25 protein-coding genes are annotated in these 23,488 nt (G+C 42.8%); 11 read left to right on the forward strand and 14 right to left on the reverse strand.

Translation table 11 applies throughout. The annotated features are described in order from the left end of the window. Positions 1–708: a DNA polymerase III subunit epsilon gene (dnaQ, locus tag AC5FX4_RS15095; RefSeq protein ID WP_493607166.1), complete on the reverse strand. Its 708-nt coding sequence runs from the start codon at positions 706–708 to the stop codon at positions 1–3. A 70-nt stretch (positions 709–778) separates the two neighbouring features. Here dnaQ and rnhA point away from each other — a divergent pair, with 70 nt between their 5' ends. Then, positions 779–1,243, forward strand: coding sequence for a ribonuclease HI (gene rnhA, locus AC5FX4_RS15100; protein ID WP_493607167.1), 465 nt, complete (start codon positions 779–781; stop codon positions 1,241–1,243). Here rnhA and AC5FX4_RS15105 read toward each other — a convergent pair. Beyond that, positions 1,206–1,991, reverse strand: coding sequence for a class I SAM-dependent methyltransferase (locus AC5FX4_RS15105; protein WP_493607168.1), 786 nt, complete (start codon positions 1,989–1,991; stop codon positions 1,206–1,208). The two genes, rnhA and AC5FX4_RS15105, sit on opposite strands and share 38 nt — an antisense overlap. A 52-nt stretch (positions 1,992–2,043) precedes the next feature. Between AC5FX4_RS15105 and gloB the strand changes: the two genes are divergently transcribed. Next, a complete protein-coding gene (gene gloB / locus AC5FX4_RS15110) occupies positions 2,044–2,811 on the forward strand; it encodes a hydroxyacylglutathione hydrolase (RefSeq protein WP_493607169.1) in 768 nt (255 codons plus the stop codon). 83 nt (positions 2,812–2,894) lie between these two features. Further along, complete coding sequence (locus AC5FX4_RS15115; protein ID WP_493607170.1) at positions 2,895–4,466, forward strand: lytic transglycosylase; 1,572 nt, start codon at positions 2,895–2,897, stop codon at positions 4,464–4,466. 24 nt (positions 4,467–4,490) lie between these two features. Here AC5FX4_RS15115 and AC5FX4_RS15120 read toward each other — a convergent pair whose 3' ends face one another. Genes AC5FX4_RS15120 through AC5FX4_RS15130 form a run of 3 tightly spaced genes read right to left on the reverse strand, consistent with a single transcriptional unit; the run spans position 4,491 to position 5,997 of the window. After that, on the reverse strand, positions 4,491–4,934 hold the full coding sequence (locus AC5FX4_RS15120) for a flavodoxin (protein WP_493607171.1): 444 nt from the start codon (positions 4,932–4,934) through the stop codon (positions 4,491–4,493). After that, the gene (truC, locus tag AC5FX4_RS15125; protein ID WP_493607172.1) at positions 4,934–5,668 is read right to left on the reverse strand and encodes a tRNA pseudouridine(65) synthase TruC; all 735 of its coding nucleotides are present in this window, start codon (positions 5,666–5,668) and stop codon (positions 4,934–4,936) included. The genes AC5FX4_RS15120 and truC overlap by 1 nt, the downstream gene beginning before the upstream one ends. After that, a complete protein-coding gene (locus tag AC5FX4_RS15130) occupies positions 5,662–5,997 on the reverse strand; it encodes a YqcC family protein (protein WP_493607173.1) in 336 nt (111 codons plus the stop codon). The genes truC and AC5FX4_RS15130 overlap by 7 nt, the downstream gene beginning before the upstream one ends. Before the next feature lie 127 nt (positions 5,998–6,124). On the opposite strand from AC5FX4_RS15130, the gene AC5FX4_RS15135 reads away from it, so the two are divergent. The 3 genes from AC5FX4_RS15135 to AC5FX4_RS15145 all read left to right on the forward strand — a co-directional run bounded on the left by AC5FX4_RS15135 (position 6,125) and on the right by AC5FX4_RS15145 (position 8,562). Further along, a complete protein-coding gene (locus AC5FX4_RS15135; protein WP_493607174.1) occupies positions 6,125–7,153 on the forward strand; it encodes a DUF3549 family protein in 1,029 nt (342 codons plus the stop codon). Continuing rightward, positions 7,154–7,456 carry a DUF3301 domain-containing protein gene (locus AC5FX4_RS15140; protein WP_493607175.1) on the forward strand — a complete coding sequence of 101 codons (303 nt, stop codon included), beginning with the start codon at positions 7,154–7,156 and terminating at the stop codon, positions 7,454–7,456. It abuts the gene before it with no gap. Between the two features lie 68 nt (positions 7,457–7,524). Then, complete coding sequence (locus AC5FX4_RS15145; protein ID WP_493607176.1) at positions 7,525–8,562, forward strand: S66 family peptidase; 1,038 nt, start codon at positions 7,525–7,527, stop codon at positions 8,560–8,562. 585 nt (positions 8,563–9,147) lie between these two features. Here AC5FX4_RS15145 and AC5FX4_RS15150 read toward each other — a convergent pair. After that, positions 9,148–9,798 carry a GNAT family N-acetyltransferase gene (locus tag AC5FX4_RS15150; protein WP_493607177.1) on the reverse strand — a complete coding sequence of 217 codons (651 nt, stop codon included), beginning with the start codon at positions 9,796–9,798 and terminating at the stop codon, positions 9,148–9,150. Between the two features lie 102 nt (positions 9,799–9,900). On the opposite strand from AC5FX4_RS15150, the gene AC5FX4_RS15155 reads away from it, so the two are divergent. From AC5FX4_RS15155 to AC5FX4_RS15165, 3 genes are read left to right on the forward strand one after another with little or no spacing between them, the layout of a single operon-like run. Next, positions 9,901–10,128 (forward strand): DUF2789 domain-containing protein, encoded by a 228-nt coding sequence (locus tag AC5FX4_RS15155; protein WP_493607178.1) that lies wholly within the window; start codon positions 9,901–9,903, stop codon positions 10,126–10,128. 48 nt (positions 10,129–10,176) lie between these two features. Further along, the gene (locus tag AC5FX4_RS15160; protein WP_493607179.1) at positions 10,177–10,437 is read left to right on the forward strand and encodes a hypothetical protein; all 261 of its coding nucleotides are present in this window, start codon (positions 10,177–10,179) and stop codon (positions 10,435–10,437) included. Between the two features lies 1 nt (position 10,438). Beyond that, positions 10,439–11,212 (forward strand): Zn-ribbon-containing protein, encoded by a 774-nt coding sequence (locus AC5FX4_RS15165; protein WP_493607180.1) that lies wholly within the window; start codon positions 10,439–10,441, stop codon positions 11,210–11,212. 21 nt (positions 11,213–11,233) lie between these two features. Here AC5FX4_RS15165 and syd read toward each other — a convergent pair whose 3' ends face one another. Then, a complete protein-coding gene (gene syd / locus AC5FX4_RS15170) occupies positions 11,234–11,773 on the reverse strand; it encodes a SecY-interacting protein (RefSeq protein WP_493607181.1) in 540 nt (179 codons plus the stop codon). Between the two features lie 59 nt (positions 11,774–11,832). Between syd and queF the strand changes: the two genes are divergently transcribed. Further along, the gene (queF, locus tag AC5FX4_RS15175) at positions 11,833–12,681 is read left to right on the forward strand and encodes an NADPH-dependent 7-cyano-7-deazaguanine reductase QueF (RefSeq protein ID WP_493607182.1); all 849 of its coding nucleotides are present in this window, start codon (positions 11,833–11,835) and stop codon (positions 12,679–12,681) included. Here queF and AC5FX4_RS15180 read toward each other — a convergent pair. The 3 genes from AC5FX4_RS15180 to AC5FX4_RS15190 are packed head-to-tail and all read right to left on the reverse strand — an operon-like array spanning position 12,675 to position 19,009. Further along, entirely contained in the window at positions 12,675–13,532 is an 858-nt protein-coding gene (locus AC5FX4_RS15180) for a peptidylprolyl isomerase (protein ID WP_493607183.1), read from the reverse strand. The genes queF and AC5FX4_RS15180 overlap by 7 nt on opposite strands. Before the next feature lie 33 nt (positions 13,533–13,565). Continuing rightward, complete coding sequence (tamB, locus tag AC5FX4_RS15185) at positions 13,566–17,285, reverse strand: autotransporter assembly complex protein TamB (RefSeq protein WP_493607184.1); 3,720 nt, start codon at positions 17,283–17,285, stop codon at positions 13,566–13,568. Continuing rightward, a complete protein-coding gene (locus AC5FX4_RS15190) occupies positions 17,285–19,009 on the reverse strand; it encodes an autotransporter assembly complex protein TamA (protein ID WP_493607185.1) in 1,725 nt (574 codons plus the stop codon). Before AC5FX4_RS15190 ends, tamB begins: the two co-directional genes overlap by 1 nt. A gap of 165 nt (positions 19,010–19,174) precedes the next feature. Between AC5FX4_RS15190 and AC5FX4_RS15195 the strand changes: the two genes are divergently transcribed. Beyond that, positions 19,175–19,504 (forward strand): ribonuclease E inhibitor RraB, encoded by a 330-nt coding sequence (locus AC5FX4_RS15195; protein WP_493607186.1) that lies wholly within the window; start codon positions 19,175–19,177, stop codon positions 19,502–19,504. Between the two features lie 28 nt (positions 19,505–19,532). Here AC5FX4_RS15195 and radD read toward each other — a convergent pair whose 3' ends face one another. The 4 genes from radD to pyrC form a co-directional block, all read right to left on the reverse strand. Further along, positions 19,533–21,272, reverse strand: coding sequence for a DNA repair helicase RadD (gene radD, locus AC5FX4_RS15200; RefSeq protein ID WP_493607833.1), 1,740 nt, complete (start codon positions 21,270–21,272; stop codon positions 19,533–19,535). Positions 21,273–21,375: 103 nt separating this feature from the next. After that, positions 21,376–21,681: an H-NS histone family protein gene (locus AC5FX4_RS15205; RefSeq protein WP_493607187.1), complete on the reverse strand. Its 306-nt coding sequence runs from the start codon at positions 21,679–21,681 to the stop codon at positions 21,376–21,378. A gap of 209 nt (positions 21,682–21,890) precedes the next feature. Next, entirely contained in the window at positions 21,891–22,100 is a 210-nt protein-coding gene (locus AC5FX4_RS15210; RefSeq protein ID WP_493607188.1) for a cold-shock protein, read from the reverse strand. A 319-nt stretch (positions 22,101–22,419) separates the two neighbouring features. Next, complete coding sequence (pyrC, locus tag AC5FX4_RS15215; RefSeq protein WP_493607189.1) at positions 22,420–23,460, reverse strand: dihydroorotase; 1,041 nt, start codon at positions 23,458–23,460, stop codon at positions 22,420–22,422. Positions 23,461–23,488: the final 28 nt, after the last annotated feature.

The raw sequence follows: 23,488 nt of genomic DNA on the forward strand, positions 1-23,488 counted from the left end.
TTATTGTTGCCACAATGTGTTGCCGTCTTTATTAACAACCAAAAGCCTTTCTTGGTGAGCATGAAGCTCATCGCTTGTCGCCTTGACCACCTTCAACGCTGGCCTATCATTGCTGAGTCGACGAATGGAACCGCTATCATTTTGCTCACTGTTATCATTACCCGAGGCTAAATTAAGTTTAACCTGACCGCCTGTCATGCCTAGATATACATCTGCGAGGATCTCGGAGTCCAGTAATGCGCCGTGTAATGTTCGTTTTGAGTTATCAATGTCATAACGGCGACACAACGCATCTAGGTTATTCTTTTGTCCTGGATGCAAATCGCGCGCCATGACCAAAGTATCTAGCACTTGGCAATACTCGTGCGTATCTGGATAACCTTGATTTAGCATGGCAAATTCATGATCCATAAAGCCGACGTCGAACGGCGCATTGTGGATCACCAATTCTGCCCCCTTAATGTAGTCAAAAAACTCTTGTGCTATTTGGTTAAACAAAGGTTTACCGCGCAAAAACTCATTGGTTATACCGTGAACATCTATTGCTTCTTCTTCAATCTCTCGTTGAGGATTAATATAAACGTGAAAGTTATTGCCCGTTAAACGACGGTTTATTAGCTCAACACAACCAATCTCAATGATCCTATGCCCTGCTTTTGGATCGATACCCGTCGTTTCCGTATCTAGGACTATTTGCCTTTTTAACATATCGTATAAAGCTCAACTTTGTTATGGTTAACCACTATTAGTTACATTCTACATAAAAACAGGTCTATTCGTGCAAAAAACAGTAGAGATTTATACCGATGGTTCTTGCCTCGGTAATCCTGGGCCCGGTGGCTATGGGGTATACATGTGTTATCAGGGTCATGAAAAACAATTGGCACAAGGGTATGAGCTGACAACCAACAATCGTATGGAAATGCTTGCAGCCATCGTTGCACTTGAAACACTCAAACGACCTTGTAACGTGGTCTTGTATACCGATAGTCAATACGTCAAGCAAGGTATCGAATCATGGTTAGAAAACTGGAAAAAGCGTAATTGGAAAACGGCATCGAAAGCCCCAGTAAAAAACGTTGACCTATGGCAACGATTGGATACAGCTTGCCAGCGACATACTATCGAATGGCGCTGGGTAAAAGGTCATAGTGGTAACAAGTATAATGAACTGGTTGACGACCTAGCTCGCGAAGCAGCGTCATCTAATCATTTGCTGGTTGATGAGGGTTATCAGAGTTAAGCCGCTGCTGGCAACTTTGCGATAAGCGCGCGCTTTTAACCGCCGGTGCCCATTTGGGCCTAGCATGCCATTTAGGTTTGATTGGCGTAAGTGGTGTAACACGTTTACGCGCCACGAGCATATAACAACTTCCCATCGGTTTTAAATATTGGCGGCAAAAACGCCGCCAAGGTGCAAATCTTGATAGTCGACTACCTCGCGCAAGCGATGCGTGAATAAAACGCTCATCCGCTAGAATTTCAAAACCGAGTAAATCTAACCAGTCTTTAACACGCGATGGCGTAAAAAAACGCCCAGACCAAGGTAACTTTTCTTTACTAAATGGCAGTAAATTGGCTAAGCCACACAGGCTTATGGGGTTAAAGCCGGTGATCACTATGTAACCTCCGGGGATCAGGGTTCTATGCGCTTCTCGTAAAATATGGTGTGGATCTGAATGATATTCTAAACTTTGGCTCAATATACACGCGTCAACGCTGTGCTCAGAGAACGGTAGTTCATCAATTTCAGCGACTACACCAACGTGACCTTGTGCAAATGGCGCAACGCACACTTGGTGTTTAATCGTGCTTTTAGATGTATTAATTTGACCACTCAAGCTGCCCAACTTCAGCATGTGATAACCAAACATTCTCGGTAACCATTTATCTATTTTTCGCTCAATGCCCACTCTTAGATAATCGCCATGGGGAAAGTCTTGCCATTCAAGAGGTTTAGGGCCTTGTTGAAAACTTAGGGCTGGTTTCATCAAATACGCTCGTTATACTTATGCTAACACTCACTTTATAGAGCTATGACTTATGGTGCAAGTAGAGCCAATAAAAGCATTCACCGATAATTATATATGGGCCATTCGCCACACGGAACACCAACAGGTTTGGGTGGTCGATCCAGGCCAATCAGAGCCCGTTCAAGCTTACCTACAAGCACACAACGCGACACTTATGGGTATTTTAGTTACCCATCATCATTGGGACCATACTGATGGTATTGACACACTAAAAAACCATTATCCGTCTATCAATATATATGGTCCTCATAACTCTAAGTTTCAAGGTGTTACGCACCCTCTACAAGAAGGCGATACGCTTGAGGTGTTTAACCTCATATTCAATGTGATTGAAACACCGGGGCATACCTTAGACCATATATGTTATGTTAATGAGCAAATGGTTTTTTGCGGTGACACACTATTTAGTGCGGGCTGCGGCCGTCTATTTGAAGGCAGCGCCAAGCAAATGTGGCAATCGCTGGAAAAGCTAGCAAACTTGCCTAATCACACACTGGTGTACTGCACCCACGAATACACAAACGCCAATCTTGCCTTTGCTTACGCTGTGGAACCAAGCAATGAAGACATCAAGAATTATCAAACATGGGTAACAGCACAAAGAAATACACACCTGCCAACTCTACCGAGTAATATCGGAAAAGAGCGTACTATTAATCCTTTTCTTCGTACAAAACAAAGCCATATCATTGAAAATTTACCAAAACACCTAAATAATGAAATAAATGCACCTTGGCAAGTTTTTGCCGCGTTGAGGGCCTGGAAGAACGAATTTTAACTTCAGCTATCTTCGTCACTTTAAATCTACCGATGTTACAGGTAGTATTGGCGGGTTTTTGCTCGAGAATCAGAAAATTACTTATGAATAAATTGCCGGTTTCCATTGTTTTGATGACGCTTCTTACTAGCGGGTGTCAAACATTATCCGAAAAAGACAATCTAGAAGAAGACACCGCAAAGCTTCTCAATAGAGCAAGCCCCGCCGAGATCAGCGATACGCTACTCAGTGCTATCCAAGAGCCTATTGAAGCGGATGAGCCGGCTCCGGTATTTGATGATGTGTGGGAGCGTATTCGTTACCAACTTTCCATTGATGTGCCACAAAACAGGCCTGTTGTTGCGGAAAGAAACTACTACCAACGTCATCAGGCGTATTTAGATCGTATTGCCAAACGGGCCGAGCCATACCTGTATTTTATCGTTGAAGAAGTTGAAAAGCGTCAAATGCCAATCGAAATTGCGTTACTACCAATTGTTGAGAGCGCTTTTGACCCGTTTGGTTACTCACATAGAAGCGCGTCGGGTATCTGGCAGTTTATGCCACAAACTGGAGAGCGGTTTAACTTAAAGCAAAATTGGTGGTATGACGGCCGTCGCGATATTGTGCAATCCACGCGTGCGGCACTAGATTATTTGAGCTATTTACATAAAACGTTGGAAGGCGATTGGCTAAATGCCATTGCAGCCTATAACTCTGGTGAAGGTCGTTTGCTCAACGCAATTCGTAAAAATCGTAAAAAGCACCTACCTACCGATTTTTGGTCTTTAGATTTACCTAGTGAGACAACCGCCTACGTACCAAAACTGCTTGCTCTGTCTGATCTGCTTAAACGCCAAGATGAATTTAAGGTAAGCTGGAACAAGATCCTCAATGCGCAAGTCGTAGAATCGGTTGATATCGGCTCTCAAATTGATTTAGCGCTGGCGGCAGATATGGCAGATATTTCGCTAACTGAACTGTATCGTTTAAACCCGGCCTTTAATCGCTGGGCTACCGATCCTGAGGGACCCCACACTTTGTTGCTACCAGCGGAAAAAGTGGATGTGTTCAAAGATAAGCTCGCCAATACAGCAGTGAAAGACCGATTAAAATGGCAACATTACGCGGTTAAGAAAGGTGATACCCTCTCGGTGATAGCTGCAAAGTTTTCAACCAGTGCAAATGCCATCAAATCTTTGAATAAACTTGATTCACATATTATTCAAATTGGCCAACAGCTCCTCGTTCCTCTCAGTGACGGCGAATTAAAAAGTGAACATTTGCCTACCAGTGTGCGTTCTGCTATCGCGAAAACACAACAGAGCAAAAAAATACACACTGTCACCAATGGCGATACTTTATGGGACATTAGCCGTGAATACGATGTCACCATCAAGCAATTAGCGCGCTGGAATAAGTTGCAAACCAACGCCATTCTGCGTCTTGGCCAAAAGCTGACAATTTATCAGCAAGAACAAACCAAGCAAATCGCGAGTAACTTGAGTAATCGTACGATTACCTACAAAGTACGACGCGGTGACTCGCTCGCACGCATTGCATCTAAATTTAATCTAACAGTAAATGAAATCATCAAGTGGAATGACTTAACAGGGCAAAAATACCTGTATCCAGGTCAAAAATTAAAACTCAAAGTTGATGTAAAAAGCTCTTAAAAAAAGCGCCTGATGGCGCTTTTTTTATAATTGAGCGATCCAGCGTTCAAGCCAAGGCTGAACGGGCTCCCATGGTTCAAAATGTTCACACGCATCCACATCTAAACGCTCAAGCGGCTGAGATGCATTTAATTCTTGTACCAGAGTGTCAATTTGTCGACCTGCACCACAAAACGTTTCGCCATAGCTACTATCTCCAAGTGCGATCACGCCTACCTTTTTGCCTGTTAACATTGGAAACTGGCTTTGCATCTGCAAAAACAAAGGCAGTAAGTTATCAGGGATGTCACCCGACCCAGTTGTGGAAGACACAAACAAAACAGTGTCAGCTTGCATAAGTTGCGCTAGCGTTGCTTCAGTGTATACGCTAGCTTGGTGGCCGCTTTTCTCATGCGCTTGTTTTATCTCGGCAGCCAAATTTTCAGCATTGCCAAACACGCTTCCTACAAAAATCGATACTGACGCCATTATTCATAATCCTTTTCGGTATTGGGCCAACCTAGCCGTTTGCAAATGGTAAGCATTTGTTCACCTAGCTTAGCTTTAATGGTAATTGGTTGTTTAGTATAAGGATGAACAAATTTAAGTGAAGACGCAAACAACATTAAGCGTTGCAACGCAAAGCGCTCATAAAAGAAATGATTATGCTTGTTATCACCGTGATTCACATCACCAATAATTGGATGATTTAAATGATTTAAATGTCGGCGGATCTGGTGTTTTCGACCCGTTTTAGGGAAACATTCAACTAGGCTATAACGAATACTTGGATACTTACCAAATGGAATGGGCAAACTGGCCTGGTGCAAACAATTAAACTGAGTTTGAGCTTCTTGGGGGGCTTTATCTTGATCAGCAAATTTATCTGCTATCTTATCCAATTCCTCTTTAAGCGGTTTATCAAGGAAAACTGACGCTGGAGCAAACCCTCTTACCAAGGCCAAATAACGCTTTTCAATGTCACCTTCAATGAATACTTGGTTCATGTCACGAGCAGCTTCGGAGCTAAGCGCAAATAACAACACCCCAGAAGTGGGGCGATCTAAACGATGTACAGGAAACACGTGCTGGCCAAGCTGGTCACGTAGCATTTGCATGGCAAACTGTGTTTCTTTTTTATCTAAAAATGAACGATGTACCAGCAAGCCAGATGGCTTGTTAATCGCTACGTAGTTTTCATCTTGATATATGATTTCTAACATGGCTTACCTTGCGAAAGACTGTGATCAAAGCGCATCAACACGGTATGAATTTGAGTAAAATACGCATGTGTATTCAAAGTCACTTCTGCCATTGGCGCTAATGCAATGCTGGTTGGTAATGGTAGCTGATGCGTCACAAGCTCTGCCAACTTAGGTATGAAAACAAACTGAAGCCATTGTTCAAACTTTAAAGTATCGCAGCAAAACGGCTGCGTTGACGTTAATAATTGCTCTTCGATTGGCTCAACTTGCCACAGTGATGATGCTTTGAGCACATGCTCAAGCTCGCGCAACAGCAAACTCATATGCTCGTATAACTTAGTGTCCAAAATGCTTACTCAAAATCGGGGATTTCGGCTAATTATACCCAATCCCCTACCGTGAACCCATAGCTAGCTTATCACCACACGCATTTATAGGTATAATCCCACCTCTAAAGAACTAAGTGAGTGACACATGACCGCGCAAATTTCAACATTAGGCGAACTTTTAAGTGCCGCAGGCACACAATGGCGAGTGTATGACATTGGCCGCAGGATCACCAAAATAGACAAAACGCTATTTGCTCAGATTGAAAACACTCAAGCACCCTATCCTTCCCCTTTGGGCGGCCATGCCCTATTAGCCATCCAATTTTGGGATAACCAAGCAACTCTTGACCCTTATGTATGGTTTTTAAAATTTCCATTGGATGAACAAAGCAAGCTCATCGTAGCAAGTCGAGATCACTTTGCCAGTATGGTGTTGGAAGCATTAGGCACTCAACTGACGGGTGAGCAAGCTGAAGGAAAATTAGACAACAACCCATACGTATTTACACCGAATGCGAATAAACTCGCAGCATTTAATGCATTGTTAAAATGTGAACTCAATCGACCTGCTTCTCAATATTATGAATATTGTGAACTTTATTTTGCCAACAAGCTACCCAATGACGCTTGGCAAAGTATGGCGGTACAAGGTATTGCGGATTTCGCATTTCGCTTAGATCATGGCCAAAATTGCCAAAATCTAACACAAGTGTGGAACAGCCTACCATTAGAAGTAAAACAACCGTTGAGTGCCATGTTAGAACATGTCGCTATCGACACGAGCTTTTCCGAGCAGTTGCAAAAAGCAATCACTGTCGCTATTGAGAAACAACAACTAGATGAGCTGATATGCCATCTTCGAGCACTTTCTGGCAGCAAGGCAAAAGGGCTTGTTGAGCAGACTGTTGATGCGCTGCTAGATAGTCATTACAGTAATGAAGCAGACATTCTACTGACACTCGCTGGGCGTTGCTGGGAAACATTCTCAGATCCCCAGAGGTTATTTAAATTTTTAGATTGTGCTGCACATAACACCCAAATCGAAGGACTATTTTCCAGTATTTTCGCTGACTTAGTTGCAATTCCAAACTTGCGCCCACATGTCTTAGCTATTCTACGAGCAGAAAACCGCAGTGATAATTTGTCACGCGCAATTGGAAGGTTATTTTCTTAAATGGCAACGCTTTGGCTTTTTATTTTATTCGGCACTGTAATAGCCATATTTTGGACGAGCAGACAGGCTGCAGAAGCAGCCAAAGATCATGCACAACATCAAGCTGACAAGTTGCAAGTACAACTGCTCAGTGTGGCATGCCAAAAACGCCGCTTAGGTATACTCAAAAATGGTAAACCAGGTATAAAAAGCCAATTTGATTTTGAATTTAGTTCTGATGGACAAAGTGTTTACCACGGCACTTTATATCTTGAAAATAGCCGACTCGTGAAAACAGATATTCCCCCACATCGAATTGCATAACTTTTTGTTGCTAAATAAGATACTGCTAGATACGCTACAAACTTGTTGCTTATAAAGGATCTTTAGCTATGAAAAAGCCTCCAGTTCTGTGCAAAGGTAGTACACTGGCAATTGTTTCTCCTTCATGGGGCGGCCCCTCTACCTTTCCCCACATTTATCAACAAGGGCTCAATAACTTAAAAGCGCTTGGCTTTAATATTCGCGAATACCCAAGTGCCACAATGGATGCCAATGCGCTATTCCATAACCCTAAACGACGGGCACAGGATATTAATGATGCATTTGCAGACAATGAAGTTGACGGAATCATCTCCACCATTGGCGGTTCAGATTCTGCTCGTATAATAAAGTACTTGGATTTAGAAACAATCTCTCAGAACCCCAAGTTTTTTATGGGATACTCAGACACGAGCGCATTAACAACCACATTAAATCAAGCGGGTATTGTCACATTTAACGGACCCTCTGTGATGGCAGGCTTTGCACAGTTACATAACTGCGACGATCACTACCAAAATTATATTCGTGACTTTTTATTCAATAACCCAACGAGCAGGCTATTGCCCACATTCAAGCATTTCAGTCACGGTTATCCTGAATGGGCTGATATCGTAAATACAGGCAAGCTCAACCCGTTTATTGAAAGCCGTGGACCGCAGACATTACAAGGTTTTGAACCTGTTACAGGCCAACTATTTGGCGGCTGTATTGAAGTACTGGAAATGCTCAAAGGCACCGAGTATTGGCCAAAACCTGATTTTTGGTACGGTAAAATACTGTTTTTAGAAACTTCAGAAGAAAAGCCATCCATTGACTATGTACGCTATTGGCTTCGTAATTATGGGATCATGGGCGTATTCGACAAGCTAAGCGCATTATTGATAGGTCGCCCTAGAGACTACGGTGATGATGAACAACTCGCATTAGAAGCGACAATTTTAAGCGTTGTAAGAGAAGAGTTTTTAAATGAGCAGCTAACAATTATCGCTAATTTGGACTTCGGACACACAGATCCACAGGTAATTTTGCCACAGGGCATTCAATGCGAAATTAACGCGCTAACTGGTCAATTGAAATTGCTTGAGCAAGTCTTTTCTCAAGGCTAGTCAAGTTCAGAACGCCAGATAAAACTAAGGCGCAACCTTTGTCGCGCCTAGTTCTGACTACATCCATGATGGGTTATCCCTGCCCGGTGCGAAACGCCACCTTTTTCATCGTCCCCTGAACGGGTATACATCCAAGTCACACCCGATCACCTTCCCTGCCTTCTTCCTTTGTCACTCCATGTGACTATCCACTTGCCAACCTGGCCTCCGCTTCGCTCTTCCTAAGCGCTCCTTGTAGACACACCATGTGTCAGTCCCGCCGTCCTTGTACATACCATCCCGGCATGTTCTCACTTCCTGTGAGTTCCTAAACCAATCCTTGCTCCATTATTTCGATCCATCTCTATTGGCCATCCTGCCAACTACCCCACATCCTTGGAGTTCCTGCTTCCCTTTGTCTTCCTGACAACAATAAGTCTACTCTAATGCAGTATTTGAGAAAGTGAATAAACTCAATTATATATTTGAAAAAAAATTGCAATAAAAATAAAATCAATTTAAAACAATTGATTAGCAATAATTAAATACCAATTGACCACACAACAAAACACCTTTACCTACATCGTTGTAAGAAAAGTCGCACACTCATTCTTCCATTCTGTCAGCAGTGCGAGGCTTGAATAAAAGCTCACCGGTCACTTTTTCAAAGCTAAGTTGCTTTACTACCTGATATCCATGACCTAAAAAGAAGGCTTTTTGTGCTGTTTGAGTAATAAAAACGGCCATACCAGTCACGGTTTCGTTGCTCAGGATCAAATCGTCCAATCCAGCTAATAAATAGTGACCTAGACCTTGACCTTGCACGTGTGGGTCAACAGCAATAAAAGCCAAAAAGTAGTAGTGACCATACTCTTCAAGTGCCGCTCGTATGGTATTTTCTTTTTCAATTAATTGTTGTGTTTGCAGGTACCCTGCACTGAGCATCAATCGTAAACGCCAATGCCAATAACGCGTCGCTTGCAGCTCGGTTTCAGACTCTAAAACACAGGCCACCGCATATAGATTTTCACCTTCGAATAGACCTATCATCGGCTGACGTCCTTGGCCAAAGCTTGAAAGCTCTTCACGGATCAAGGCTCTAAGCTTTGCTTCATAGCTACTATCATCTTTTGCAGAAAGCACATTTCTCATCACATCATCATCGTGATATGCCTGATATAACAAGCTCGCAGCGACTCTCATATCCTCTGGTGATAAGTATTTAACCATTAAGTTTTGTTGTTCTAGGACGCGCATAAATTTCCCTTATGTTGTTGTTATTAGGGCCGACAAATTGTTGTTAAATGCTCTGTCTACTATAGTTACAGTGTAATTTTTAGGCAACTAATGGAGTGATTTATGGATACCAGCAAGCACAACCTTGCTAATTTGTTTGCGCAATTAGGGCTAGACAATTCTAAAGAGCACATTGCACAGTTTATTAATAAGCATCGCTTAGCGGATGACATGCTTTTAGCCGAAGCGCCATTTTGGAATGATGGGCAACGCCATTTTATTGAGGAATCTTTACGTGAAGATGCTGATTGGTGCGAACTCATTGATGAGCTTGATGCCATGCTACGCTAAGTAAATTAGCTATGATAATATGCGCTTTATTTGTTTGGAGTAAAGCGCATGCACCCTGCAGTTCAAAGAGCAATTGCGAGTTTAGTAGCCGAAGGCAAAACCCCAACCGTTGCGCTAACTAAAGCTCGTTTACGTGAACCTGTTCCTATGCCTATGGTGATCGCGGGTCTAAGTGCCTATAAAAACGATCCAGCGATAATTCAGACCCCGATAGAAGAAAATATTGTTCAATACAATGAACAAACAAGTCAGCTCGACCGTATTGAGCAAAAGCTTGATCGCTTATTACAACTACTAGAAAAGGATTAACATGTTCGTTGTTGATTTAACCTTTGATTGTTACCAAGACACAACGCTTGATATAGCCGAAGTGGCAATTAACAGAGTCGTTAACGCACTGCGCTTTAATGGCCAGATCATTGGTGATGAATTCCCCACAGTATTAAAAGACGGCTATTTTATTACCCGTGTTATGTGTCCATTGGAAGATGCATTGCATCCACTCAATCACAGTCCATTCGTAAAACACGCCATTGATCAATTACAAAAAGCAGGCTTGTTGGCACCCAAGGTCAAAGTGATAGGGCAAGACATTCATGCCAATGGTGCCGATCAGTGTGAAGCACCGTCGAGCTATATTTTATACACCACGTATGTGCATACCTGTAGCCCGCTTTATTGCGGCGATGACTTTCAACCTGTGCCTCTTTATAAAATCCCAGCGATTGCCAATGGCGACTATAAAGCTTTAATTAAATGGCAAGAAGATTGGCAAGCATGTGACCAAATTCAAATAAATGGAGCAACACGCTGCGAGTTTGCTGCGTTAGAAGAAATATCAAGCATTGAGAGCGACCTATTTAGACGTGGTATGGATTTAACAAAACGTATTCGCTATCTAACCAAAAAACCAGTCTATTACTATATCTATCGCGTGGGTGGAGAAAGTTTAGAAGCCGAGAAACAACGTAAATGTCCAAGTTGTCACGGTGAATGGGCATTAGATGAACCTTGGTTTGGTATCTTTGATTTTCGCTGTGAAAAGTGTGAATTGGTTTCGAACATGTCTTGGGACTTTCAGTAACCCCCGAGAGTAAGATCAGCGTTATACGCTGATCTTCTGTAAAAACTCAGGCAAACTCGTCGCCAATATATGGTGAACAGGCTTACCTACATACTCTAAACACACATTACCAGAATCGAGTTCAACCGTTATCAACAAATCATCTTGCTCGGTCAATCCAATAAATATGGTTTCTGATTGTTTTAATTTGCGCTTCATCAACACATGGCCGGTTATGTTTTGCTGCAACCGTTCATAGTCTTCCTGATTCCAAGCTTGCAGCAACTCAATTCGGTGACCATCTATATTGCCCACAATATTGCCCGCAAAAAAACTGCTGTAATAACTATCAAGCTCTTGAGAAAATTGACATTCCAACGCTTTTGCTAGAGTTTGTAAGTGATTGTCCGCAGGCTGAGCAACAGCTTGCCATTGGATATGTTCGTCATTGATTGGCTCCCCCACTTCACACGGGCTTGGCCACTGAGCGTCATAATACATGCATGGCAAAGTACTATGTTGTTGTTGATAGTTAGTCGCATAATCTGCGTGTAATTGCGATAAAATCTGGTCTAGTGCCATACTGTCAACTGCTATCTGATCCGTTATAATGTCGTCATTGTAACCACAATTGGTGAAACATGACAGATTATACAAATGCCCCGGAATTAAAAGCGTCCGTTTTAGGTAAGTCCACAAAATACGCATCTGAGTACGACGCAACTTTACTGCACCCAATTGCCCGTAAACTCAACCGTGATCAAATTGCAGTTGACGAAAAAGCGCTCCCATTTAAAGGCGAAGACACTTGGACAGGTTATGAATTATCTTGGCTAAATGAAAAAGGTAAACCACAGGTTGCAGTGGCAACATTTGTTTTTCCTTGCCAAAGCGCACACATCATCGAGTCAAAATCTTTTAAATTGTACTTAAACAGCTTCAATCAGAGTAAGTTCGTCAGCAAAGAAGTCGTCCAACAGACTCTGGCAAGGGATCTTTCTGCAGCTGCAAATACCAATGTGTTTGTCACACTCTTCGCTGCCGATGAACACGCTTGTATCCCGTTTACAGCAATGCCAGGTGAATGTATCGATGATCTGGATATAGAAGTTGATGTGTATAGCCCTGAAGCCAATATTTTAAAAAGTACCGATGAACACGCTGTCGTTTCTGAGGTGTTACACAGCCACTTATTGAAATCAAATTGCTTGATCACTTCTCAACCTGACTGGGCTAGCATTGTTATTTCATACACAGGCAAACCCATATGCCATGAGTCGCTATTGCGCTACTTGATCTCATTTCGTAGTCACAACGAGTTTCATGAGCAGTGTGTCGAGCGCATCTATTGCGAGCTGATGAACACGTTTGGTTTTGAGCAACTAGAAGTTTACGCACGATATACCCGACGAGGTGGCTTAGACATTAACCCTTATCGCTCAAGCCACCAAAATCACACTCCATACCAGATCAGAACGAACCGTCAGTAACGTACGGGCACAGGCAAAGCGCATACATCTACATAGTTTGGCGTTGCAACAAACCAAGGCTCAGGCCGGTTTTTTCGTGACGCCACAAGGGCTTTAAAAGAAGAATGCGCAGTATCTAACACCTTAAACCGAGTTTTATCTTGCTCAGAGATGTCTGCAAGCACGCGCACAGAACTGATCAGGTTATAAGGTGTCTCTTCACTTGCCTGTCGCTGCAACCTTTGCACATGTTCCATGCCAGACAACACGCGCCCAAATACTGTGGTATTTTTATCAAGATAGCGTTGTGGTGTCAGTGTAATGTAAAAATCGGTACCGCCAGTATCCAGGCCATCTTCGCGCGACATACCGACCGCCCCCGTACAGTGCACCTGCCAGGTTTGCGTACCTTCCGCATTTTGTGCAACGGCAAAGCCATTCAGAAAACCAGTACGCGGTGCGTAGCCATCGTTTGTATCGACTACAGTAATATTAATGGGTGTATCACTTTTTAATATCAGCTCCGGCTTTATGTGGCGTTTACCATACTTGATCACTTTTTTACCACTTTCATCTCCCCCTTGGGCGACAAAATTTTCCACAAAGCGATACATGCTCAAACCGTCATAAAATTTAGAACGCGCTAGAAGCTTGATGTTATTGACTTGTCGTGGCGCCAACAATGGGTTCAGTTCAACATAGGTTGCCCCAGTTGGCAGCTGTATTTTTAATACGTTGTTTGTATCCACCATTCGCCACGCCGTATCAGGCGCTTGCTCAATCACTTCCTGTGGCGCTTTAATTGGCTGTGCAAGTACATTGCTAACGCACACGGATAGTGCGCAAACAAGCATAAGTCTACGAGATTTCATTCGTTGTTCCTTCTTTTCGTTCTGTTTAATGTACTACTGCTTTTCAGGATCCCAATCAAATTTGTACAGTAAATCAATACTGTCGTACAAACCACTGGTTGCTTCAATGTAAAGCTTGGAAAAAACGCGATATCGAACAGCTATTTCACTCAGTGAATCAAACACCCCCACTCGATAACTCACCTGTACACTGGGTGTCAAATACCCCGACACCTCAACTTTGGTGGTATCTCCACTACCTCGAGCACCCAACGTTACATCGTTAAAGCCAAGCTTTTCGCCCGTTTTAGACACCAATCCTTCACTGCGATCTAGGCCTTTTGAGAGCAATAGTTGCGTGAGAATCGCATTATTCGAACTCTCCCCTTCACCTAAAGGCTCTCCATTAAGTAAATAAGCCAACGATTGCGATTGATCCATGACGGGTACTGAATAAATCGCAAACTTCGGTGCGCCGATACTGCCACTTAATTCTATGCCAGCTTCCACACCATCCGCCGTTACTTCAGGATTACGAATAGCGCGCACATTTAGATACGGCTTGTCCAAGGCGCCATTAAAACCAATTTGCCCTGTTTTGATAAGTAGGTCTTGGCCAAAAGCTCGGTAGCGTCCTTCTCGTAACAATAATTCACCGCTGGCCAACAATGGGCTGGCGGGGTACTTACTGATATCAAGTTGACCTGCAATATAACTATCAAGGCCAAACGTTTTTACCCTAAAGTCGTCTCCAACTTGTACATCAATGTCAATACTGTAAGGCACGGAAGAGTGTGTTTCTCGCGAAATTTGCTCATCAACAATAATTTGGTCATCCGAGACTTGTACAACATTTGCAGGAAGTTCTTCTATCTCAATTCGACCATAAGGCACAGTAACCTTACCAGTTAACGCCGCCTTATTTTGTATAAACTCGAAATGCAGATCGGGTGAGAGAGTGAGTTCCACACCGGCTTGTGGTGTAATGAAAAAATCGTCTCCTAGAGCGTCAATACGTGCGCTCAAATCACTTTGCCAATCAACGCTGCCATCTAAAGATAACTTCCCACCCTGTTGTGCTTGAAGTTCCCCTTGCAACGAAGCGCTCTGGCCATTGAGTGTTATTTGCAAAGATGAATTTTGTAACGAAATGGGTGATAGTTGACTCGTAAGATTGATTTCATCGACATCAATATTACCACTGAGTTGCGGATGCTCAAGCGATCCCATAAGAGATAGCTTACCACTCACATCACCATCGAGTTTAACGGGTTGTTTGAAACTCTTGCTTAGAATAGGCGCTAATGGAGACAGCGACATATGCGTAATATTAAGATCTGCTTTACGCTGAAAACCGATTTCATCATTCAAAGGAAATTGAAATTGGCCATCAAGTCGTCCCAAAATTGACGAGTTCATTTGCCACTGTACTTGTGCTTGTTGGTTATCGCTGTTCATTTGTGTCGACAGCGCTTCAATGGGTAATGTGTGTAATTGATCGTCATGACGTGTATGCACTTTTACTTGCTGCATCTGCAACTTACCATCGGCCTGACTTAGCTTGCCATCTCGCCAAGCAAGTATCGCATCACCATGCGCCAACCCGTCCAATTGCAATATCTGTTCAAACCAAGCGTTTAAATCATTGAGCACGAGCTGTTTGATGGTCACTTTACTAGACCCTTTGCTCGACAGCAGATCATGCTCAACGGCAAAGCACATCTCACTGTGTGAGACGCGCCAACACTGCTCTGCCAACGTCATATTTTCAGGTGAGAATTTGAGGTCACTTGCTTTTTGCAATACCAGCTCTTGGTTCTTGTAGCTGGCTGTCGCGGTATTGAGTTTGCCAAGCCACTGAGTATTGAGCAGACCACCGCTTACGCCTATCGAAGCATTAACGTCGCCTTGAGTATTCAGCTCAAACTGGTGCTTTGCCAAATCTCCTTGCAACGCAAAGTTAACCGCGTCGAGCGTCAGCCCTTGCGTGCGCACCATGTGTGCCTGAATTGACGCGTTTGCTTGCCAATTCTTGGCGCTGTCTGTGTTCACATTGAACACGACACCACCAACCGACAATTGCTCACTGATAAACCGCGTTAATTCTCCTTGGAACAGCACATTTGGACTTTTATGGGAACCTGTGATCTCAAGCGTTGATGATAGGTCCAGATCAGCGGCAAATAATGGGTCTTTCTGATGATGTATCTCCATCGTACCTGTTAGTGCCAATTGCTGGTTTAATTCGCCCTTAAGCCCAAGATGACTATCTCCATATTGCACTTGCAATGTATTGAGTTGCCCTTGTAAATCTTGGTCGAGCGTCAAGTTAGCATCTGCGTAAAATAGCTTGTTAAACAAAGCACCTTTGACAGACAAGCCGTCCACCTGAAATTGCCAATCTTGATTATTTAACTCAAAACGGGTGTGCAACTGTGCCGAAAGCGTGGTGTTGGCAAGATCCGAAATAAATTCGCTCAGTGGTAAAGGGGCTATATCGGCTTTTATTTCTCCTGAGAGGGTATTTTGCCAGTCTAAGCATGCTTGCAAAGTGGAGTCGGTTTGATCCCATTGCAAGTGACCTTCTTGTAATCGCGCTTGCGTTAAACCACCAACAACCTGTGCGCTGATGTCGAAGTTCTTGGTGTTGCTCGTAGTACCATCAAGTTTGATATTCAGTGCGTAGTTATTTGCGTTACCTGTCGCTTGTAACGTGGCCGTATTTAACGTTAGCTTCTCTAAAGGTGCTTTAATCAAGCCATGCAAGGGCCAGTTCATCGTGTTCATTGAAAGCTCAAACGGCCAATTGGTCTGAGTAAAGTCAATCTGAGCTTGAATATTTGCTGCGTACTTTCCTTGGTTATTTGCCTGAATAGTCAAATCAGACAACGTACCTGATACATCCAATGTGACGCGCTCCGTAGCGGTGTTCAGCTCATTCTTGGCGTTAACACGCAATGCCTTAGACCAATCCAATGAACCATATGCGTTCAAACTCGCTTGCTCGTACCTAGCGCTTAGCCCGCTCCATTGCAAATCTTTTCCAGACGCAACCGCTTGCAACGCAATATCATTAACTTGAGTAGTATTGCCTTCTTGCTCGAAACCAAACCGAGCGACTTGCAACTTATCCAAGCGAAGCGTGAGCGGTAAAGGCGCGATTGTCATGTCGATAGCCGACAACTCAGCAGGAATCGCTGTCGGAGGATTACCGTCACTCGCCATTTGTACTACTGCAACATCTCGTATTGTTAGGTGCGCTATTTGTACCTCTTGATCTTGCCAATCAGCGGCTGCGCGCAATTTTTTTATCGCGATTTGCTGCTGAGGTAATATCAAATTGGCGTCGTTGATAAGCAAAGCCTTGATACCGATATTAAGCGGCGCTTCAATCATTCCCTCTTCAGTTTCAATTTCTGTGTCGCTGAGCGCTTGGCTTGTTGTTTGGGCTGAACGATTGTCATTTATTGCTAATTTCAGGGCTTGTGCTGAAATGTCAAAACACAGGGTTGAACATGTAAACCACTCTAGCGATACGGCTAATCGCTCGGCTTGAAACGTCAAGTGCTCAGTTTCATAGTGAATATCCATTGGCGCACCTGAAAGCAAACGTCCTTTTTCCAACTGAATTGATAAGCCTGTTACCCAAAAGTGCGCAGTACGAATTAATAATTGATGACCCGGTGCCGTTGCTAACAAGCAAAACAGCACAACAACAAATACACCAGCCCCAGCTAAGCACTTTTTAAAATTGCGTATATTGAAAATCGTCATTAAATCTCAGGTCCTATGACAATACTTAACCTTGTGCTTTTACTCTCTTTACTTAAGCCCCATGCGTGGTCTAACCGGATCGGGCCTACCGGCGTGATATAGCGAAAACCAAAACCCGCACCCACTGACCACTTCTGGGAAAAATCATTGGTTGCGGTGCCACCATCAACAAATACGGCGGCGCGCCACTTGGGGGAAAATTGATAATTGTATTCAACAGAGCCTGTCACTAAATACTTCCCCCCCACTTCTTTATCACCTTCTTTTGGACCAATTGAACGATATGAAAAACCTCGGATACTTTGGTCACCACCCGCAAAAAATCGCATGTTAAAAGGCACACTTTCAATATCATCAACAACGATGGCGCCTAGGTTAATCCGACTGATCACATAGTGTTTCTCGTCGTAATTGCGTAACCAAGCATTATTCCATCGCGCTTTAAGTAGCGATGTTGATGAGATTAAGGAATCACTGGCCGCTTCCACTGAAATTAAACGCTCATTTGCCCAATAAGGCGTGGTTCCCCCCTTACTTTGTTTCTTCGCGAAGCTAATGCCTGGGAGCAGCATTTCCGACTTAAACAAATCACCATCTTGCTCAGTTGTTTCATGCTCTCGCTTCAAAAAAGCCGTACGTACCCAATTGTCACTCGTCAACCACTGGCGTTGTACTTGCACATTCCAAATTTTACTCTTGATACCTTCTTGCAGGTCATCGTTTATTTGATAGCCCCCAAGCATACGCCATATATCATTGTTGGGATCGGATACCGGAATGGTGTAGCTTGCCATAATATCTTGTCGGCGCTCAGACAAAGACAAATTGCTTTCAACAAAATGACCGTCTTCCGTTAACCAAGGTTTAGCCCACTTTAAGCGAGCCTTTGCGCCCAGATCTGTGCTGTAACCACCACCCACTTCATAGCTGTTCGCCGGTTTGTCTATGGCTTCAACTTTAATTGGCAAGATGCCATTTGAGCGCTCTTTTAACTGTGGAAAAACTTTAGCGGATAAAAAATAAGGCGTGTTATTTAAAGACAAGGTGTATTGCGACAACACGTCACTGTCATATGGTTCGCCCACTTTGAAGGTTGCTAAAGAACGAATGTACTTTTCAGCGTGCGTACTGTCGTTTACCGTTATCACCCCAAAACGATAGCGCTCACCACTGTCAATATGCCAAACCACCTGAGCGATACGTTCAGACTTGTTTACTCTCAGTTCGCTGCGCAGCCATTTAAAGTCGAAGTAACCTCGTTCTAGTAATAACCCTTCAACACTGGCTTTAGCTTGACTGTAATTTGCATGATTGAGCGTATCACCCACTTTGATTGGTAACTCACTGGTCATTTTTGCAAGTTGAGCATCCGCCTCGGCAGGCCCATTTAATTTCAACGAAATATTTTGCCACTGCAATGGCTCACCCGGTACGACATGAATCACCAGCGTATTGTTTTTCGGTTTGACCTCAAAAGAAACATGACTGTGGTAATAACCAAGCGCTTGTAAAGCCTGTTGTAAGTCTTTTTCTATTTGCGTTTGCAGTTGCTCATCAAATGCTTGCCCTGTGTAGGCGAGTAAGGTGCCTTCAGCATTCGCTTTTAATCCACTGTCGATACCTAAAATGTTGATATGCTCAAGTTGCCACTGCGATTGCGCTTGAACTTGAGAAACGGGGAAGGTCACCAACAACACCCATAAAAAAAGAAATGGCTTAAACACCCAAATAGTTTCCTTTTGTTGAAATTGCGAAATAGCATATCACAGGCCACCATAACGCCCTATGAACAATCAATGTGCAATCGAGTACTAAATTTAGTGCTAACCTCTTTTTATTTGACGCTGAATAACCGACAATAGCGACAATTGAGTTATTTGGACCAAATTATGCACTTCCCTGATGATGATAATGGCCAGCTACTAGCCGAAATGGCTGAGGCAGGCATTGATCTTACCCAATTCCATACCGTTGACTTTTTTATTTTATTTGAGCAAAAGCCACAGGCTGAGTCTTTTATCAAAGCGATTGGCGAGGATGAACTTGCTCCTGAAACTGAACTGCAACAATGTAAAGATACTGGCGTTTGGGAAGTTGTCACATCTATCAAAATGGTGCCTGAACACCAATTGTTAAGTCAAACTGAACAGTATTTAGAAAGCATTGCCAATGGCCATGAAGGTTACGGTGATGGTTGGGGAATTATGGCGCAAGAATAACGCCAAGATTGCTAGAGCCCCATGGGCTCTAGGATTTATCCGCCACCCGGTACTGCCCTTCATAATCAAATATTTTTTCATGTACCTGCCAACCATATTGCTTGTGTTGCTTCGCAATCACGAAATCCGGAGCCAATAGGTCATGTGCCAATGAACAGACTTGTTCGGCAGTTTGCCACTCAACCTTCTTTTCTCTTCCCTTTAGCCTTTTCGCAAAATCGCGATTAAATACAAATCGACTCTTTGCATTGGCAAAGTCATATACCTCCGAACAGCTCGCACCGTCTTCATCATAGTAAGTCACTTTGATTAAGGCATTTTTAAGAAGCTCTGCACTCATGCCGCTACAACGTAACACCATGGCATTTTTTAAGTTTAATGCTGCACGCAATTTATCATCAGGATCAGCCATCACAGCTCGGCACTGGGCACACTGCCTAGCCGCTATATCATTTTCTGCGCCACAGACATCACATTCTTTAAAGCGGAAACGATAGTCGCATTGCTGCTGCTCGGGTACGTCCCCCAGCAACCCTTGACAACGCCGTCCATAATGTTCGATGACCTGACCTTGCTCATTGGTTTTGCCCCAAAAGATATTCGCAAACCCACAGCCGGGACACATAACTTGCACTGGCTCACTATCACTATTTGGCTTTTTACTTCCCACTTCGGGCGAAAATATATCAAAATCATTCCCTGCGTAGTCAATCACTAAACAATCTGATTTGTTTTCGCTCAAACGAAGTCCTCTACCTACAATTTGTTGGTATAAACTCACCGATTCAGTCGGTCGTAAAATTGCTATAAAATCAACATGTGGGGCGTCAAAACCTGTTGTTAGAACAGATACATTCACCAAATATTTGATATTTTTTTGTTTAAATTCATTAATTATATCATCACGAACATTTGCTTTTGTTTCACCAGTAATTAATGCTGCATTATCATTTGATAAATAATTATAAATTTCTTTGGCATGTAGTACTGTCGCTGCAAATATCATAACGCCTAGTCGATTTTCACTTTGCGAAATAATATGAGACACAATGCTTTTCGTTGCTCGAGTTTGTGCAGACAGTAACTTATTCATATCTGTTTCAGAATAACCACCAAAGCCATCCGTTTTTAACGCTGAAAAGTCATAATTACTGACTGCTGGGTCAACTTCTTTTGGCGCGGTTAAATAGCCATTTTTTATCATATATCGTAAGGGCAATTCATAAATACAGCGCTTGAAAGGACTATTATTCGTGCCTCTGGCAAAGCCATGATAATGGTAACGATATATCCACCCCATACCTAATCGATATGGGGTTGCCGTTAAGCCTAATACTTTTAAGGCAGGATTATGCTGCTTTAGCTTACTAATGATCTTGCCGTATTGACTGTTTTCATCACCATCGACGCGATGACACTCATCAATAATAACAAGTGAATAAAAGCTATTTAATTTATCTAAGTTTCTTACAACCGATTGAACACTGGCAAAAGTAACCTGCTGTGACAGCGATTTCTGCTTTAATCCCGCTGAAAATATACTTGCGCTCAAACCAAAGCTTTCATACTTTTGTGCATTTTGCTCAACAAGCTCTTTCACATGTGCTAGCACTAAGATTTTATGTTTTGCCAAACGCGCAAGCTCAGCAATCACCAAACTCTTACCCGCACCGGTAGGTAAGACAATGACAGCAGGATCATTACTCGCTTTGAAATGTGTGATGGTATTATGTACAGCTTCTTGCTGATAAGAACGGAGTGTATAGATACAAAAATACTCACTCTAATACAGAAATGACAATATTATACAGATTAAAACGATTAAAGGCCCATATAGGGCCTTACATAGAGTTTAAAACTACATTGAATCTTTAAATGGTATAATCATCCAAGTTCACACCGACAAACGCTTTAGGCGTTTTACCACGGCCAGTCCACTCAAATACTTCACCATCTTTTTCAATTCTATACTTTGGCTTTACTTTAGCGCGTTTATCAACCTGAGCGCCGCCAACAAGATCTTCAAGTGTTAAACCTTTTTCCTTGATCAGTGCCAATACTTCCTCTTTTACTTGCTGCTGTTCACGCTGAGAGTCAAGAGCTTCATTAATTAACTCAGCAGCTTTTTCTAGTTCACTAAAACTCGCAGATTTGATAAAAGATTTAATTTCACGCATTGATAATTCTCTTAAATTATTAGAGTTAAAATACCCAAATCAGGTATATCCTATCAGATATAAAAAGAATTTAGTTTATATATTCCGATTACTATATTTTTACATATAAACTTGGTAAATCAAATAATATTAGAAAATTTCAGGGTATAAAGTGAAGTGAATGATTAAAATAGGAGCAACGGGCGTTACTCCTCAGGCAAATATGATAGTTAAATAGCCACTACGTTTTCAGCTTCAGGGCCTTTTTTACCTTGCTTAACCTCGAACGATACAGCTTGACCGTCGGTTAAGGTACGGAAACCTTCACCTGAAATAGCGCTAAAATGTACAAACACATCTGGGCCATTTTCTTGTTCAATAAAGCCAAAGCCTTTTGATTCGTTGAAAAACTTTACTTTACCTGTTTTAGAATTAGACATACCTATTATTCCTGTAAGTCAGATCAATTTAACACTCGCCTTAACGGCTTCCTCCCTGAGCTTGCGCCGCAACATGTCGGAATAATAAATACAGCAAAAAATACCATACGAGGGCCAACTTCACGATATCGCTCAGTTAACCATATTTCCTTACCGCAACTCTTACATCCATAGAACAGCAAAAACTCAAAGCCTTTTTAGCCTAACATATAAAATGGAGTACGGTACAAACTGTGCGCAAATTTAATAATAAAATCATGTTTCAAAAATAAAAAAGCGCCCAAATAAGGCGCTTTATTATCTAAAGTTTAGTGCTTAACTATATGACTTTCCAGTCAATTTCTGCACCAGCCTTAATTGGTACCACTTGACTGTCACCTAATGGATAGCTCTCTGGCACAACCCAGGCCGATTTTTGCAACGTCACCGTATCCGTATTTCGGGGTAAACCGTAAAAGTCTGGGCCAAAGTGACTTGCAAACCCTTCAAGCTTATCTAAAGCGCCCGCTTCTTCAAAAGCTTCAGCGTATAATTCTAAAGCCGCATGGGCTGTATACGCCCCAGCACAGCCACATGCCGCTTCTTTTTTATCTTTCGCATGCGGTGCGGAATCAGTACCTAAGAAAAACTTTTTGCTGCCGCTAGTTGCAGCCTCAACTAACGCTTGTTGATGAATATTGCGCTTTAAGATAGGTAAACAATAGTAGTGAGGACGTATACCACCCGCTAGCATATGATTTCTATTATATAGTAGATGATGCGCAGTAATGGTTGCTGCCACGTTGGCTGATGCCTGTTTGACAAATTCAACCGCATCTTTTGTCGTAATATGTTCAAGCACGACTTTTAAGTTAGGAAATGCATCAACGATCTTAGCCAGCTTGGTTTCAATGAAGACTTTTTCTCTGTCAAAAATATCAATTGCCGAATCTGTCACTTCACCGTGAACAAGCAGTAACATACCCACTTCTTCCATTGCAGCTAAGACAGGGAAGATATTTTCAATATCGGTTACACCCGAGTCAGAATTGGTTGTCGCACCAGCGGGGTATAGCTTAGCTGCAACAATGTGGCCACTTGCCTTGGCTTTTTTGATTTCTTCGGGCGTGGTGTTGTCAGTAAGATACAGCACCATTAAAGGTTCAAAGTTGCCCTGTGGCTGTGCCGCTAGGATACGGTCTCTGTACGAAAGAGCCGTTTCAGTACAAGTCGCTGGTGGAACTAGGTTGGGCATGATAATAGCGCGTCCCATATAGCGGCTAATATCTCGAACGGTGTCTTTAAGCGTAGCGCCATCACGTAAGTGCACATGCCAATCATCAGGGCGAGTGATAGTGAGGGTGTTTACGGTACTTGTCATTGCTATTTTCCTCGGCTGAATTTGCCCG

The organism is Pseudoalteromonas sp. ATL1 (assembly GCF_058933015.1).